This is a genomic window from Chloroflexus sp., assembly GCF_034431535.1.
Classification (GTDB): domain Bacteria; phylum Chloroflexota; class Chloroflexia; order Chloroflexales; family Chloroflexaceae; genus Chloroflexus.
In genome coordinates this window covers 1-16,619 of record NZ_DAOUDC010000007.1, presented here as the reverse complement: position 1 = coordinate 16,619, position 16,619 = coordinate 1, and the positions used below count along the sequence as shown (strand labels likewise).

The following is a 16,619-nucleotide window of genomic DNA, read 5'->3' as shown; positions in this document are numbered from 1 at the left end:
GCCCCCGGCGATCATCGCGATCACAATCGCGTTGATCGCTCCCCCTACCGAGCTAATCAAGTTCACCAGATCGTTATCCATCCAGCGCCAGCCGCGCAGAAAGCGATTGGGGGTGCCGTCGCGGGCCACCCGGCGCTCGGTTTCGCGCCCATCAGGATAGACATAAATGGCTTGGACGGTCGCGCCGAGCCAACTGTCAAACAGGGCGCCGCCTAAGCCGCCGAGCAGACCGGCGGGGATCATCCACCACGGTAAGGGTTCGCCCGGGATAGCCAGCGCGCTAAACCCAAACATCGCCAGCCCGATGATGAGGCCACCGGCAGCGGCTGCCGAAGTGCCGAGCACGGTAACGCCGCCAGACGTGCCCGGCGGCACCGGCTGGCGGGTAGTGATGAGACGGGGTGGATGTGGGCTGAGCACGCCGAGTTCGGTTGCCCACGTATCAGCATTCACCGTCGCCATCAGGCCGACGAAGGCTGCCAGCAGCCACCACGGCTGGCCGCTGAGCGCAAACGCTACCGCGCAGAGTGCGCCAAGCCCGCCGTTGGCAATGGTCTGGAAGAAATCGCGTCTGCCGCCCTTGGAAAACTTCTCGGCAGCCCGCCGTTCTTTTATCGATTCTTTGTAGTGCGAGAGCATGCTGCTCGTGACAAAGAAGACGATCAGCGTCAAGCCCCATGGCCAGCCGCCAAAGCCAAACGTCAGCGTTCCGACCAACACCGCGCCCAACCAGCCGCTTTGGCTCAGCGAACGGCGGGCAAACGCGACGCCGCCGATAGCAATGCTGAGCATGAACCCAAGCCCGATCTGCATGAAGTCGATCATAGTCTTTCCCCGACTCTACGCCGGAGCGGCAAAATAAAGATCGCAGAGCACCATTGCAGTGGCGCTCTGCGATTATACCAGAGACGAGGAGAATGTTACTCAGGCAGCAGCGCGGGCTGACGCCGATTGCCGAGTGTGACGAGCAACGCCGCGTAGTGCGGTTTCCAGATCAGCGCCAAGCATATCAGCGACGGTCTTCTCAGGTACGAACGATGCCATCATCCCCAGCATCGGGGCAAGGTCAATACCCATGACCACTTGGATATCAGTGCCGTTGACGGCTTGGTTGATTACCCAGCGCGTTTCGACCGGTAGCGGCGTACGCACCGTGAACAAAATCTCGCGGTTGTCTTGCCACGCCAGATCACCTTCGCAACGGATGGTGCCAAATAAGCCACCCATCGACATATAGGTGACGAGGCGGGCATGGCGGGCCACATCGTCGCGATCTCGCAGCTCGGTTTTTTGCACGCGCGGTAGAATCTGGCTAATCAGGCTCGGATCCGACAACGTCGTGAACACCTGCTCAGGCGTAACCCCCTCGATGTGGCAGCGCCGTCCTACTTTAATCATGGAACTCTCCTGTCTCTGGTAATGTCAATGTTTTGCACAGTTAGCATAGCACTGTTGCACAGACATGTCAATAGGTGTAGACACCGAAATGTGAGGAATACACGATATTGTCGAACGAAGCAGTGATGCTCAGGATGGTGGAGTGCGGCAGGTTGACGCCGCACTCTGGATCGTCAACGGCTATTATTCGGCATGCACCGCGATCTCGGCGGTGGCACTCGTCGTGACCGGCTGAGGCAGCGCGACCATCCGGCTGCGCAGCGCGCTGAACAAGACTGCTAGGGCGCTAGCCAACAACCCGGCGCCGATCAGGTACGGCGCGCTCGGCCCGATCAGGTCGAACAGCATACCGGCCAGCAGTGGCCCGAAGACCATCGTGAGGCTGGTGAAGGCCTGCACACCGCCGAGGGTCGTGCCCTGTTCGGTTGCCAGCACCGATTGCGAGACAAGGCTGGTCAGCGACGGCGTAACCATCCCGCTGCCAAGGGCAACCAGACCGACAGCTGGGAAGAGCATCCATGCGGCGGCGGCCAATCCGGTCGCGACAAAACCGATTGTCATCAAGGTCAAGCCGGCAAGGGCCAGCCGCGCTTCGCCGAACTGCGGCACCAGCTTGCGGATGAGAAAGCCTTGCACAATCACCGCGATCAGGCCGATGAAGGCGAAGACCAGCGCGTTCTGTTGCGGGCCAAATCCGAAGCGGACATCGCTGTAGACGGCGAAATTGCTTTGCAACCCGGCGAAGGCAAGGTTCAGCAGCACGCTGCCGAGGATGAACGGTTGCACACGGGCATCGCCGGCCACCGTAGCCAACCGGCTGATCGGGTTCAGGCTGCGCGACACGGTCTGGGCGCGCTTCTGCGGCGGCAACGACTCAGGCAGGCGGAAGAAGCCGAAGGCGAAATTAGCGAAGCTGAGTGCAGCGGCGAAGAGCGCCGGCGCCTGCAAACTAACGTTAGACAACAGACCGCCGATGGCCGGGCCAAGCATAAAGCCGAGGCCGAAGGCCGCGCCGATCATGCCCAAACCGCGCGCGCGCTCGTTGGGCGGAGTAATATCGGCGATATAGGCTTGCGCCGTGCTAATGCTGGCGCCGGTAATACCGGCGGCGATACGGGCAAGGAACAACAAGCCGATCACCGTCTCGACGCCGAGGAAGGTCAGGTTCTCGGCCAGTGCAAAGACCAGATAGCTGAGACCAGCGCCAAACAAGCTGAAGAGCAGCACTGGGCGGCGGCCAAAGCGATCGCTTAGCGCGCCGAGGATGGGCGCGAAGAGAAACTGCATCAGCGCATACGAAGCGGTCAATGCGCCGACAATCAGCGCGCGATTATCGGCCAGCCACGGCCAGCTCGAACGTTCGACGATTTTGGCATATTCGGGCAGCAGCGGCAGCACAATGCCGATGCCGAGCAAGTCAATGAAAATGGTTAGGAAGATGAAGAATAGTGGTGAACGGCGTTTCATGGATTTAGACCCTCATAGATGGCGGGCAACTTGCAACCAGAAAGGTTTACTGTGAAAATTATATGACGTTTCACAGCTTTTGTCAATACTTTGCACAGAATTTACCCAAAGTCTGTGCAAGGAGAGATGTGGTAGCATGGAAAACCAAAGCACGGTATCATACGAGTCAAGCGGCAGCGACCAACACCTTCCGGCAGCAGGAGCAGTATGGCATTCAACGGCTTTACCACCGAACGGCTCACCGGCATCCCGCCGGAGTTTTTCACCGACGTGCTGCCGGCGATTACAAAACCGAGCGAGATCAAAGTCACGCTCCACCTGTTTTACCGGCTGAGCCGCTTGCGCAGCCGCCCGCGCCGGATCAGTTGGGATGATCTGCGTAACGACGACCTCTTGCGGCGCTCGCTACAGGCACTCAGCTCGCTCCGTTCGTTCGAGGAATTGCTCGACGAGGGGTTGGCGGCGGCGGTGCGGCGCGGCACAGTGCTGCATCTGGTCGAGCCGCTCGATGGGCGGGTGCGCAGTTGGTATTTAATCAACACGCCGGCCAATCGCGCATGGGCCGAGCAAGCGGCGGCGAGCGGGAGCGGGATTGCGCCGCCGGCTAATGAGCTGAGCGAGCGGCCGGGACTTATCGAGTTGTACGAACAAAATATTGGTCTGGTGACGCCACTGTTGCTGGAAGAATTGCGCGCTGCCAGCGCCCGATACCCGGCCGAATGGCTGGAAGACGCTATTCGCGAGGCGGTGCGGGCCAATGCGCGCTCGTGGCGTTACATTCAGCGCATGCTGGAGAGGTGGGCCGCCAATGGACGAGAATCTACGACGTATCAGACCGGACGACCTATCGATATTGAAAAATATACCAGCGGACAACTCGGATACCTCTTCCGCCGCGGAAGCGACGAGAGCGACCTCTGAGGCGGTGTGCCCGATTTGTCGCGGGGCCGGCTATTATACGCTCGATGTGCCATACGGCGATCCCAACTTCGGCGTACTCATCACCTGCCGTTGCAAGCAGGCCGAGAAGGAGCGCCGCCGGTTTGAAGAGCTGGAGCGACTCTCGAATCTGGCCCCGTTGCGAGACAAAACCTTTGCAACGTTTGATCGCACCGTACCTGGCGTACAGCGGGCCTTTGCCCGCGCCTACGAATACGCCCAAAATCCGCAGGGCTGGCTGATTTTATTCGGCGGCTACGGCTGCGGCAAGACCCATCTCGCGGCGGCGATCGCCAACGAGGCGCTTGATCGCCACACGCAAGTGCTCTTTACGGTTGTACCCGACCTGCTCGACCACTTGCGTTCGACCTTCGGCCCCAACGCGGAAACGGCCTACGATGAGCGCTTCGAGCTGGTGCGCGATGTGCCGCTGCTGATCCTCGATGATCTAGGGACGGAAAACACAACGCCGTGGGCGCGGGAAAAACTTTACCAGATCATGAACCATCGGTATAATTATGTTTTACCGACGGTGATCACCAGCAATCGTGACCCGAAGGATATTGATCCGCGCATCCTTTCCCGGATGTTTGATGTGGCCATCTGCCGCGAGCGGATCTTGATCGAAGCTGGCGATTATCGTCGCCTGAGCCTTGAACAACGGTATCATCCGCGCCGGCGGCGGGGCGACAGTTCCCGTTCGCAACGGTAACGCTTGGCGCGCGATCGAGGAGAACAGAAAGCATCGCACCATGACCCTACGCCATTTTCTTTCGGCGGCCGACCTGAGCCGCGCCGAAACCGAAGCTCTGCTCGATCGGGCGGCGGCGCTTAAGGCGGCATGGCGCGCCGGCATTACCGATGATCGGCCTTTGTTAGGCCAGACGCTGGCACTCGTCTTTGAGAAACCTTCGTTGCGCACGCGGGTGGCGTTTGAGGCCGGAATGACGCAGCTCGGCGGCCACCCTTCCTATCTCTCGGCCAACGATATTGATATGGGCGGGCGCGAGAGCGTGCCCGATGTGGCGCGGAACCTCAGCCGTTGGGTAGCGGTGATTGCGGCCCGTGTCTTCAAGCACGCGACCGTCGAGACACTGGCCCGCTACGCAACGGTGCCGGTGATAAACGCCCTCTCTGACCGCGAGCACCCCTGCCAAGCGTTGGCTGATATGCTGACCCTGCGCGAGCGGTTTGGCCGCCTGCAAGGGCTGACGCTAGCCTACGTCGGCGACGGAAATAACGTCTGCCATTCGTTGATGTTATTAGGGGCGACGTTGGGGGTCAATGTGCGGGTGGGTTGCCCGCTCGATTACCGGCCGGCGCCTGATATCACCGAACTGGCCGAGCAGTTGGCCCGCGAGCACGACACGACGTTGACCATTACCGCCTCGCCGGTGGAGGCAGTGAGCGGCGTTGATGCGGTGTATACTGATGTATGGGCCTCAATGGGCCAAGAGCACGAAGCGGCCCGCCGCCGGCCAGTCTTTACGCCGTATCAAGTGAATGCGGCGTTGATGGCCCACGCCGCGCCGCATGCGCTGGCGATGCACTGTTTGCCGGCACACCGTGGTGAAGAGGTGACGGCAGAGGTGATCGATGGGCCGCAATCGGTGGTGTTTGAGCAGGCGGAAAACCGGCTCCACGTGCAAAAGGCGCTGATCTTGCTGCTGTTGGGAAAGTAGCGCCGGTAGAAGTGGAAAGAGCGCTATGGCAGGCAACCGGGCAATCTTCGATCGGGCGATGGAGCAGTGCCGGGAGGCATCGGCGCAAGGGCGCTGGGAAGACGCGCTGCGCGCGGCGGTACGGGCATTGCAAGAGTTTCCGCAAGATGTGGAGGCGCGCACCGCTGCCGCCGTCGCTCTGTTCCAGACCAACCGGCTGGACAAGGCGCTCCAAGCGTTTGGCGATCTGCACGAGGCCGATCTGAACAACGCCTTTTATGTCAACTATATTGCCCAGTGTTACCGCCGGCAGGGTGATACCGCGGCTGCGGTCGAGGCATACAGCGTACTAGCCGATCTGCACAGCGCGCAGCGGCGCGCGTTGCAAGCCGCCGAAGCGTTACGCGAGTTGCTCGCGTTGCAGCCGGAACTTGACGATCAGCGCCGCCGCTTAGCCCAACTCTACGAAGATATCGGCGCAATGTCTGAAGCTGCCGAAACCCATCTCGAATTGGCGCAGCGGCTCATTACCCAGAACGATCCAGCCGCTGCTTTGCAAGAGGTCGAATGGGCGTTGCGCCTAGCGCCGAACCATCGCGTTGCGCGTGAATTGGCGGCGCGCCTGCGCGAGCAGCTCGGCGGGCAGACCGGTGCGCCGCCTATTCGCGGAACCGGTGGTCTGCGGCCTTCTTATCCTACCAGTATGCTGCGCGGTTCGGCTACACAGCCCGAACAATTAGTTGCCGAGGCGATCGCTTGCCAACAAGCCGGTGATGAAGAACGGGCCGTCACGCTTTATGAGCAAGCCATCCAAGCCGGTCTCGAACGGGCCGATGTGCTCTATTCGCTTGGTTTGCTCTACCAAGGCCGCGGCGATCTGAAAGCGGCGGTGGGGGTGTTGACGCGAGCCGCCGGCGATCCGGAATATGCCCTGTCGGCCCACTTTGCCTTGGGGCAGGTCTATCAGGCGCTGGGCCAGTTGCCGCAAGCGGCGCAAGAGTTTGAAACGACGATCAGTCTTGTCGATCTCGAAACGATTGGCAAGGCTGAAGTTGATGACCTGATCGCGATGTACGAGAGCGCGGCCACCATTTACGAGCAGATTGGTGATTTGGCCCGCGCTTCGATTCTCTACGGCACCTTGGCCGACTTTCTCGCCAGTAAACGGTGGGGACGCGATCGAGCCGCCGAGTTCAAAAATCGCGCCAAAGAACTGGCCGATCGCAATATGTTCGCCAAGCTGCGCACGATCGGCACCGGCGTCTTGCATCCTCAGCCGTCGCCACCCCCGCCTCCCGAACCGCCGTTCATCGATGCTGAGAGCGATCGGTGGGGGAAGATCCGGCCCATCACCGATTTCCTCCGCTCGGCAAAGAAGTTAGAGGATGAACCGGCGCCACCGAGCGTTGCGCCTACACCCGAACAGTTGCCGATCATCGAGCGCATGAGTGTGCCGGCAGCGCTGTCAAAACTGGAATTTCCGCCGCCAACCCCGCTTGACCCGACCGGCCTTGATGAGGTGACGGCAGGGTGGCTGGAACTCAGCGGCACCTACCTCGAACAGGGGTTGCTGGATGCCGCGCTCGATGCCTGTATGGAGGTGATCCATCATCATGTCGAGTATTTGCCGATCCATCTCCGCATGGGCGAAATATACGAGCGGCAGGGCCGGCCCGAAGAGGCGCTGGCGAAGTACCAGTTGTTGATCGAGACCTATCGGGTGCGGGGTGAGGCAGAAAAAGCGATTGATGTCTACTTCCGTTTTATCGAGTTGTCGCCCGATACAGTCAATGCGCGCTCGAAGCTGGCCGAATTGCTGAAGCAGGCTGGGCGCATCGATGAGGCGGTGACCCAGTTGTTACAAGTTGCCAACACCTACTTCCGCCTTGGCCAAACAAACAAGGCGTTGGAAGAGTTTCGCCGCTTGCTACAATGGGCGCCCAAACATCGCGAGGTGCATGCCCAGTATGGCTTGGCATTGCTCAAGCTCGAGCGGTTTGAAGCGGCGCTCGATGAGTTCCGGCAGGCGCTGGAGCTAGGTTCGCCTGATGATCCGGTGACGTTGGCGCGGCTGAATGTCACGCTGGCCCTGATGGGTGAACAACCCGCCGTGATCTGGGATTCGTTGGCGACGGTGCTGGCCCAGTTGCGCCAGCGCCCCAGCGAATTTGCCGCTGTGCAAGCCGAATATCGCGCAGCCTTGTTGATCGTCGATCGGGCGTTGTTGCACTATATGCTGGCGATCATCCAGCAACAGCACGAGCAACACCATCTGGCGTTGATGGAACTGGAACAGGCCCAGATTTTGCTGGCGAGCGAGCCTGATCCGATGTTGCCGCTGGCGCTGGTCTATCGCGCGGCAGCGGATAGCTACATTGCCTTGGGCCAAGCCGAGGCGGCGCTTGATCAGTTACGACAGGGACAGGCCGTTGCCGGGCAAACAACACCCGAACCGTCGATCCGCCATCCCTTTGCCATTCCACCCTCGCGAGGTGATCTCGTGCGCCGGATGGCTGAAGCCTACGCGATGAGCGACGATCTGACCGGCGCCGAACAGGCGTTGCTCGAAGCCAAAAAGCTGTTGCCGTATGATCGGGCGATCTATACCAAACTCGCTAACGTCTATTTCCGGCAGGGGAAATTGGCCGAAGCGCTGGCCCAGCTTGATGAGCTCGCCACCTACTACGAAGAGCATCAACAACTCGATCGCGCGATCGAGTCCCTTGAGTCGGCGGTGCAACTTGCCCCCAACCATATCGGGATGAGCAGCCGGCTGGCCCGCATGCAGTTGCGGCGTGGCTACCTCGACCAAGGGCTGGAAGGGTTGGTGCGCGTCAGCGAGCTGCAAAAGCGCGCCGGCCAGTTGAAGGATGCGGTGGCCTCGTTGCAGGAAGTGGCGCAGACGTATTGGATGATGAGCAATCACGAGCGGGCCCGCGAAATGTACGATCGGATTGTTCAAATTGCGCCTAATGATATTGATGCACGCCAATGGTTGGCGTTGATGCACACCTTGGCACGCCGCACCAAAGAGGCGATTAGCGAAAAGAAGCAGATCGCCCGCATTTTTGCCCAACAACGTGATTACGATAACGCGATCGCTGAACTACACCAGATTATCGGTCTCGACCAGCAAGATGTGGAAGCCTACTTTATGCTGTACGATATGCTCATGCGACGCGAGGAATATGGACAGGCCAGCCAACTGTGTCGGCGCATGTTGAAGATGCCGGGAATTGAAACGGAACGGGTGGAAGCGATGTTGAGCGCCGCCAATCGGATGCTTGAGCAACGCAAGCCGGCGCCGCCACAGAGTTGATGATGGTAGAGCTTGAGCGTCTCTGGGCGCGGCTGAATCCGCTCACCTCGCCCTTTACGCTAATCGACATCCTGATCGTTGCGGCGTTTTTCTATTGGCTGCTCGGCATTGTGCGCGGCACCCGTGCCGTGCAGTTGCTGCGCGGTGTCGGTATTTTGTTGGCGATTGCTTTCCTCATGCCGTCGATCGCGAGCGATCGCTTGACCCTGCTGAATTGGTTGGTGGTCAACGTGATTTCGCCAGCCTTGATTGTGGCGATCCCCGTGCTCTTTCAGCCGGAATTGCGGCGCGCCCTCGAAAGTCTTGGTCGTTCGAGCGATCTGTTTGGCCGTCCATTTGGCGGCGCCAACCGCTCTGAACTCCTCGAAACGATTACGGTCATTAGCCGCGCCGCCGCCCAACTCTCGCAACAGGGGGTGGGTGGGTTAATGGTGATCGAACGGCGCACCCAACTGCAAGAATTTGCCGATCGGGGCGTGATCCTCGATTCGCGCATTTCGGTGCCGCTCCTGCTCAACATCTTCTACCCCAATTCGCCGCTGCACGATATGGCGGTGATCATTCGCGGTAATCGCATTTTGGCCGCCAATGTGGTATTACCGCTCAGTGAAGATATCGCCGGGCCGCGTCGTTATGGTACGCGCCATCGCGCTGCCAAGGGGATTACCGAACAATCCGACGCGCTGGCGGTGGTGGTGTCGGAAGAGACTGGTGCGATTTCGCTGGTCAGTGATGGCCGGTTGGTCAGTTATTTGACCGAAGCCCGGTTGCGGACGATGCTGGCCGACCTGATGCAGGTGCCGCTGGAACCGGAAGCGAAGAGGGCGGCATGAATGGTGTGCGCTCGATCATCTTGCGCGTGTTGCTGGCGGTCGGTTTGAGCTTTGCGCTCTGGTCGTTCGTTTCGTTTAGCGAGAATCCGGAAGAGACGGCCCGGTTTGAGGATCTGACCCTGCAACTGGTCGGTTTGGCCGATAATTTGATCGTCGTTGATGCCAATGGCATCCCCACCACCTCATTCCCAACGGTTGACGTTACGCTCCGTACCGATCGCCGCCAACGCTCGGAATTGCGCCCAGTCGATATTCGGGTAGTGGCCGATCTGAGCGACCTTGGCCCCGGTGATCATCTGGTGCCGATCAACGTACAACCGACCCGCAGCAATCTGTCGTTTAGCGTTCCCACCGACGGGGTCGAACCGGCGGCGATTAGTGTACGGTTGGAACCGGTTGAAACAGTAACGGTGCCGATTAATCTGGAAATCTTCGGCTCGCCGCCCTTTAGCTTCGAGCGGGGTACGCCAGAATTGCGCTACAACGGCGAACCGATTAGCATAGTGACGATTAGCGGTCCCCAGAGCCGGGTGCGGCGAGTGGCGGCGGTACGGGCGGTGGCAAATATCGCCCAGTTGCGCGCCACCTATATCGCTCCCCTCAGTCTGACCCCGATTGATGCCAACAATCAACCGGTTGAGGGCGTGCAGGTGCGGCCAGCCTCAATCACCGTCATCATCCCGATCAATCCGGTGGTCGGTTTGCGCTTAGTTCCGGTGTCACCGGTCGTGATCGGTTCCCCAGCGCCGGGTTTTGCCGTGACTGGGATCGAGGTGGAACCGCCGCTGATTACGCTGACCGGCAGTTCCGGCCCGCTCGATGCGATCAGTCTCTTGCAAACCGAGGCGATTGATATTCGCGATGCGCGTGAACCGGTGGTGCGGATTGTGCCGCTGATTATTCCGACCGGCACCTCGCCAGCACAGGGTGAGCCGGATGCAGTGCAGGTGACGATCAACATCGCCCCTATCCCATTACCGTTTCAGGTGCGTCTGCCGGTGGAGGTAATCGTTACCGGTTTGAACCGCGATTTGCTGGCTTCGGTACGGCCCAATGTGGTTGAGCTGACCTTTGCCGGAACGAGTGCGCAGCTTAGCGCGCTTGCCTCAGCGCCGCTAGTGGTGCAGCTCGACCTCAGCACCTTTGGCCCCGGCATCTACCAGTTTGCGGTCCGCCCCACCTTGCCAAGCGGGGTGAGCATTGTTGGCAACCCGCCAGAGGTGACAGTGACGATTGTGCCAATACCCACGCCAACCCCTACCCCTGAACCAGAACCGTCGCCGGAGGTTGAGCCGACCCCGACCCCTGATGCAGGGTGATGGATAGCGATGATGGCCAGCGCGTCTGCATTACAGCGGCATCGTGGCCGGAGCCGCTTGCCGGTGAGCGCGCGCAATGCTGGTGGCAGTGATCATCAGAAAGACGATGATGCTCACCGCATTCATCATTCCGCCCCAACGCCGGAATCCGATCAACATGCATAGATCGCCAATCACCCGCAACGCTAACGACACGTGCAATAATCCGAGCGGTAGGTAACTCCAGCCGCTGAACCGGACTGGAACGCTGAGCAAAGCTGGAATGATGATCAGCGCGTGGCCGAAGATCATCGCAACAACGAAGCCAACGAAAATGCTGTGCAAGATGGCGTCGTATAGCAAGCCGCCATAGACTCCGCCGCTTAGCGCCATGAGCAAGCCGCCAATCGTGAGCCATACGCTGCCTGAGAGCATGCAGGTTGCGCTGAAGCGGGGCAGGCCGGGACGGCGAATCGTGCGCCGGCCAATATCGTAGGCTAAGAGCCAGAGACCGCTCGCCAATAGGCCAATGCCGGCCAGCCGCGTGCCGTTGGCGTAATCCGCTAGCGACCATCCCAACCCAAGCCAGAGCAGGCCAACGCTAAGGCTAAAGCTCCAGAAGGTATGCACCGGCAGGTGGCGGAGCCGCCCTAATTCGAGCCGTTCACCGAAGATGGTGAGGGTGAGAAAGCTAGCCCACCAGAGAGACGCGAGCGCTAACGGCTGCCCCATTAGCCAGAGCAGATTGCCGCCAAACCACGCCATCCCGCCGAGCGCCATGGTGACCACAAAGCGTACCGGTTGGCGCTTGAGCAGCAGTGCGAAGATTGCAAGCAGGCCAACGCTGCCGCCCGTGATGAGCAACGCGCCGATAATTGCTGGCAAGCCCATCAAAAGGCTGATTCCTCCCAACAATGTCAGCAGCGGCCCGGCAAAGGCCCATGGTCGCCCGATGGCGACTGCTCGCTCTAGCCCAATCACTGTGCCGAGCATTCCGCCCACGAAGAGCTGGCCATGAATCGCAGCCAGCGTGAGCGATGATAACGGCAGCGCCCATCCTATGCGAAGCAATCCAGCCCAAAGGGCGCTGGTCAGCATCACTATCACACCGGCGGCAAAACCGGCTCGGAAGACGTTGGTAGGCGATAGTATCATCATAGCACCTCGTCATCTCTATGCTTGCGTCGTCGCGCGATCGCCTGATACCCACTGTACAGCCGTTTTCACGCGCTCGCTGTGAACAAAGTCACAGCACAAGCAGGCTCGCTAGGCTACAGTAGCCATAGTGAAAGCACGCATCATCAAGGCAGGATGGCGATGATGGCAAACATAGCGCGTTGGCGGGCGATATTGGTGGTCGGCATTCTAGGGGGGCTGCTGCCATGGGTGACGCTAGCAGCGCCTTCGCCAATGCTCGATGATGGTCGGGGCGGCGACTATCAGCTCATTCGCGTTGGCGCCGGCGGCGATTACGCACAGCTCGGCGCTGCGTTGGCAGCGGCCCCTCCCGGCATGGTGATTGAGGTCTTGCCCGGCGTGCAACAGGGGCAATGGACGATCGACCGTCCGCTGGTATTGCGTGGCCGGCATGGCGCGGTGCTTGATGGCGGTGAGGCGGGTTCCACGCTCACCATTACCGCGCCGGGAGTGACAGTGCAGGGCCTCAGTTTTCAGCGCAGTGGTTTGAAACCGATTGATGCGGCGATTCTGGTGCGCGCAGCGGCAGTAATGATCAGTGGTAATCGCTTCGAGCGTTTTGTGCGCGGGGTCGTGGTTGATAACGGCGCGAATGTGATGGTGACCAACAATACCTTCATCGGTGCGCTGGACGATATGCCGCGCGAGCGCAGCATTGGGATTGCCTTGCTAAATGCGCCCAGTGTGAGGGTTGAATTAAACACGATCTTGGCGGTGCAGATCGGCATTGCTATCGACAACGCACCGCGTGGTGCGGTGCGCGGTAATGTGGTAAGCCGGAGCGAGGCCGGCATCGTCTCACCGCTCATTGCGGGCGCTGCAACAATCCTTGGCGTCACCGCCACCTTCTTCAGCGCAGCCCTCTGTTTGCCGTCAGCCAGTGATGTGCTGATCGACCGCAATACGTTGACTGAGAATGTCACTGGCATCAAATTGGCTGGCAGCGCGCGAGTGACGGTGCAAGGCAATTTGATCGAGGGCCAGCGTGGCGATGGCTTGCTCGTACATAATAGTGCTGGCCTGATCGTGCAGGATAATCGGTTTGAGCGCAATGCCCGCGCTATCACCGTTGGCGGCAGCGGGGCGCTGACGGCGCAGCGCAACCGGTTTGACAATCACGAAACGGTGCTGGCACTGCTGGCCGGTGATGCAGCAGTTACGCTGCGCGGCAATGATATCGTACGCTACCGCGTGCTACTAGCCAGCGAACCGCAAGCGCCGGCGGTCGTGTGGGCCGGCAACTATTGGCAACGCGGCTGGCCGGCTGATTGGTGGCAGGGGATGCAACTTTGGTGGCACGATCGCAATCGTGATGGGTTTGCCGATCAGCCACTTATGTTCGATGGAGTCATCGACCAATATCCGGCGCTGAGGCCGAACATTGGTGTACAACCGGCTTCAATGCCGGCGACCAACCCGGCATTATGGCTAGTGGCGCTGGTTGCAGGGGGATTGTTGGCAGGTGTTCTGATCCGGCAGCGGAAAGGATAGCGGTAATGGCATTTTCACCGGAACATGTGATCGACATAGCCGAAGCGGTGCGCTCAGCACGCCATGACGGCGCGATTTGGAGCGTGAATAGTGAGCAGATGAACGTGAATCTGATGCGGCTGCGCACCGGCGCAACAATTCCCGAACACGTCAATGCCGAGCTTGACGTGTTGTTAGCCGTGTATGAAGGCGAGGGCGAATTGATCGTCAATGGTGAGGCAATTGCACTCGGTCCCGGCGTGGCGGTGGTGGTACCGCGCAATGCGCAGCGCATGCTGCGTTGCTTGCGCGGGCCGTTGGTCTTTTTGACCGCGCACCGCCAACGCAGGGGCCTGATGCCGCGGTAATTGGGAGATCGAAACTGGCGGGTGCAGCACGCAGCACCCGCCAGTTCGTAACACTGCAATCGATCACCCCATCGGATCAATGAGCGTTGGCGCGGCGCCGTTGCCATTCCCGTTCTCATCGGGATCTTCCACCGAGAGCGCAGCGACGCGATCACCGGGAGCGACGTTCACCACCGTCACGCCTTGGGTCGCCCGACCCAAGCACGAGATCTCGCTGGCGCTGGTACGCATCACCATCCCGCCGGTAGTGATGAACGTGAGCAGCGAATGCTCATGCACAACCGCGGCGGCAGCGACTTCATCGGTTTCGTTGCGCAGCTTGATCGTGATCACACCGCCGGTCGCCCGGCCTTTCACCGGGTACTCGCTGAGCGCGGTGCGCTTGCCGATACCGCGGGCGGTGACGACGAGCAGATCGGCGCCTTCTTCGGCTAAATCCATACTCACCACCCGGTCGCCCTCGGCAAGATTGATCCCGATCACGCCGGTGGCCGGGCGGCCCATCGGGCGCACCTCGCTCTGCGCGAAGCGCAGCGTCTGCCCGCGCGCGGTGGTGAGCAAGATATCTTCGTGGCCGTGGCTGACCCGTACCCACCCCAGCACATCGCCCTCTTCCAACCCGATTGCAATCAAGCCGTTCGAGCGCACTTGGCTATACTCGCGCAGTTGGGTGCGCTTCATCTTGCCGCGCACCGTCGCCATCACCAGATACTCGGCGTCGAATTCGCGCACGGCCAGCATCGAGGTCACTTGTTCACCCGGTTCAAGCGACACAAGGTTCACCAACGGCAAGCCTTTGGCGGTGCGCGAGCTGTCGGGTACTTCGTGGGCTTTGATCTGGTAGACCTTGCCGCGGTCGGTGAAGAAGAGCAGATTATCGAGCGAATTGCAGGTCAGCAAGTGGCGGACAATATCCTGCTCGCGAGTGAGCATGCCCTTAATACCGCGCCCGCCGCGGCGCTGAGTGCGGTAGGCATCGGGCAATTGGCGCTTGATGTAGCCGCGGTCGGTGAGGGTAATCATCACCCGCACATCAGGGATCAGATCCTCGTCGCTGACCTCGCCGGTGACATCGGGAATAATGCGGGTGCGGCGCGGGTCGCCGTACTTTTCCTTCAGACGACTCAGGTCTTCTTTGATCAGATGCAACACCTTGCGCGGATTGGCCAGAATATCTTCGAGTTCGGCAATCAGCTTGATCACCTCGCGGTATTCGTCCTCGATCTTCTGGCGCTCAAGCGCGGCCAGCCGGCGCAGTTGCAAATCGAGAATCGCCTGCGCCTGCCGCTCGGTGAGCGAGAAGTTGCGCATGAGGTTGTTGCGCGCGCTCTCGGCGGTGCGCGAATCGCGGATGGTCTGGATCACCGCGTCGAGGTTATCGAGCGCGATCTTCAAGCCTTCGAGGATGTGGGCGCGATCGCGGGCGCGGGCCAGATCGAACTCGGTGCGGCGGCGGATGACCTCTTGGCGGTGGCTGATGTACTCTTGCAGCAGCCGCTTGAGGGTCAAAACGCGCGGTTGGCGGCCATGCTCGACCAGCGCCAGCATATTGATGCCGAAGGTGGTCTGCATCTGGGTATGCTTGTAGAGCGCGTTGAGCACCTTCTTGGGTTGGGCGTCTTGCTTAAGCAGGATCACCAGCCGCATCCCGTTGCGATCGCTCTCGTCACGCACATCGCGGATCCCCTCGATCTTGCGGTCTTTGACCAGCTCGGCGATGCGCTCTTGCAGGCGGGCCTTGTTGACCTGATAGGGCAGCTCGGTGACGACGATCATAAACGCGCCGCGGCCAGCCTCCTCGATGTGGGTCTTGGCCCGCAGCGTGATCTGGCCGCGCCCGGTGCTGTAGGCGGCCAAGATGCCTTCGGTGCCCAGAATTAACCCGGCGGTGGGAAAATCGGGGCCGGGGATAATCTGCATCAGCTCTTCGACGGTCGCTTCCGGGTTGTCGATCAGATAGCCGATTGCATCGCACAGCTCACCGAGGTTGTGAGGCGGGATGTTGGTGGCCATGCCGACCGCGATGCCGGAAGCGCCGTTGAGCAGCAGGTTGGGCAAGATGGCCGGCAACACGACCGGCTCGCGGTAGCTGCCGTCGAAATTGTCGCGGAAATCGACCGTGTCTTTCTCGATCTCGCTCAGCAACTCTTCGGCGATCGAGGCGAGGCGAGCTTCGGTGTAGCGCATCGCCGCTGGCGGGTCGCCGTCAATCGAGCCGAAATTGCCTTGGCCGTCGATAAGCGGGTAGCGCATGCTCCACGGCTGCGCCATGCGGGCCAGCGCATCGTAAACGGCACCATCGCCGTGCGGGTGCATCTTGCCGAGCACGTCGCCGACGATACGGGCGCTCTTTTTGTAGGGCTGGTTGCTGCGGAAGCCCATGTCCCACATCCCGTACAGGATGCGCCGCTGCACTGGTTTGAGACCGTCGCGCGCGTCGGGCAAGGCGCGCGAAACGATCACGCTCATCGCGTAACTGAGGTAGGCCGTCCGCATCTCGTTGGTGATGTTGACGGGCCGGACGATGCCGATTTCCATTGGTTGCTCCGTTAGTCGGTTTTAGCGCATCATAATGCGATGTTTGCTATCTCGTATTATACCCGATCCGGGCGGTTTTGTCGAACGTTTACGAAAAGATGTTCTATTCCTCGCATCTATGCTACAATTCA

General features: G+C 60.4%; 13 protein-coding genes. 8 read left to right on the top strand and 5 right to left on the bottom strand.

From position 1 onward, the window contains the following. The 3 genes from U9R61_RS01330 to U9R61_RS01320 form a co-directional block, all read right to left on the bottom strand. The coding region (locus tag U9R61_RS01330) for a DUF92 domain-containing protein (RefSeq protein ID WP_322487028.1) at positions 1-825 on the bottom strand (825 nt) is incomplete at its 3' end. A gap of 99 nt (positions 826-924) precedes the next feature. Beyond that, entirely contained in the window at positions 925-1,398 is a 474-nt protein-coding gene (locus U9R61_RS01325; RefSeq protein ID WP_322487027.1) for an SRPBCC family protein, read from the bottom strand. A gap of 183 nt (positions 1,399-1,581) precedes the next feature. Then, positions 1,582-2,865 carry an MFS transporter gene (locus tag U9R61_RS01320; protein WP_322487026.1) on the bottom strand — a complete coding sequence of 428 codons (1,284 nt, stop codon included), beginning with the start codon at positions 2,863-2,865 and terminating at the stop codon, positions 1,582-1,584. Between the two features lie 207 nt (positions 2,866-3,072). On the opposite strand from U9R61_RS01320, the gene U9R61_RS01315 reads away from it, so the two are divergent. From U9R61_RS01315 to U9R61_RS01290, 6 genes are read left to right on the top strand one after another with little or no spacing between them, the layout of a single operon-like run. Continuing rightward, positions 3,073-3,786 (top strand): DnaD domain protein, encoded by a 714-nt coding sequence (locus tag U9R61_RS01315; RefSeq protein ID WP_322487025.1) that lies wholly within the window; start codon positions 3,073-3,075, stop codon positions 3,784-3,786. Between the two features lie 46 nt (positions 3,787-3,832). Then, complete coding sequence (locus U9R61_RS01310) at positions 3,833-4,516, top strand: ATP-binding protein (protein WP_416208802.1); 684 nt, start codon at positions 3,833-3,835, stop codon at positions 4,514-4,516. Positions 4,517-4,556: 40 nt separating this feature from the next. Beyond that, complete coding sequence (argF, locus tag U9R61_RS01305; RefSeq protein WP_322487023.1) at positions 4,557-5,486, top strand: ornithine carbamoyltransferase; 930 nt, start codon at positions 4,557-4,559, stop codon at positions 5,484-5,486. Positions 5,487-5,511: 25 nt separating this feature from the next. After that, positions 5,512-8,784 carry a tetratricopeptide repeat protein gene (locus U9R61_RS01300; protein ID WP_322487022.1) on the top strand — a complete coding sequence of 1,091 codons (3,273 nt, stop codon included), beginning with the start codon at positions 5,512-5,514 and terminating at the stop codon, positions 8,782-8,784. A 2-nt stretch (positions 8,785-8,786) separates the two neighbouring features. Further along, a complete protein-coding gene (gene cdaA / locus U9R61_RS01295; RefSeq protein ID WP_416208801.1) occupies positions 8,787-9,617 on the top strand; it encodes a diadenylate cyclase CdaA in 831 nt (276 codons plus the stop codon). Beyond that, the gene (locus U9R61_RS01290; protein ID WP_322487020.1) at positions 9,614-10,936 is read left to right on the top strand and encodes a YbbR-like domain-containing protein; all 1,323 of its coding nucleotides are present in this window, start codon (positions 9,614-9,616) and stop codon (positions 10,934-10,936) included. Before cdaA ends, U9R61_RS01290 begins: the two co-directional genes overlap by 4 nt. A gap of 30 nt (positions 10,937-10,966) precedes the next feature. On the opposite strand, the gene U9R61_RS01285 is transcribed toward U9R61_RS01290, so the two are convergent. Further along, positions 10,967-12,073, bottom strand: a complete 1,107-nt coding sequence (locus tag U9R61_RS01285) for a hypothetical protein (protein ID WP_322487019.1) — start codon at positions 12,071-12,073, stop codon at positions 10,967-10,969. Positions 12,074-12,235: 162 nt separating this feature from the next. Between U9R61_RS01285 and U9R61_RS01280 the strand changes: the two genes are divergently transcribed. Beyond that, entirely contained in the window at positions 12,236-13,603 is a 1,368-nt protein-coding gene (locus tag U9R61_RS01280) for a right-handed parallel beta-helix repeat-containing protein (RefSeq protein ID WP_322487018.1), read from the top strand. A gap of 5 nt (positions 13,604-13,608) precedes the next feature. Next, positions 13,609-13,950 carry a cupin domain-containing protein gene (locus U9R61_RS01275; protein WP_322487017.1) on the top strand — a complete coding sequence of 114 codons (342 nt, stop codon included), beginning with the start codon at positions 13,609-13,611 and terminating at the stop codon, positions 13,948-13,950. A 63-nt stretch (positions 13,951-14,013) separates the two neighbouring features. Here the strand turns inward: U9R61_RS01275 and gyrA are convergent, their stop codons facing one another. Then, a complete protein-coding gene (gene gyrA / locus U9R61_RS01270; RefSeq protein WP_322487016.1) occupies positions 14,014-16,488 on the bottom strand; it encodes a DNA gyrase subunit A in 2,475 nt (824 codons plus the stop codon). Between the last annotated feature and the right edge of the window lie 131 nt (positions 16,489-16,619).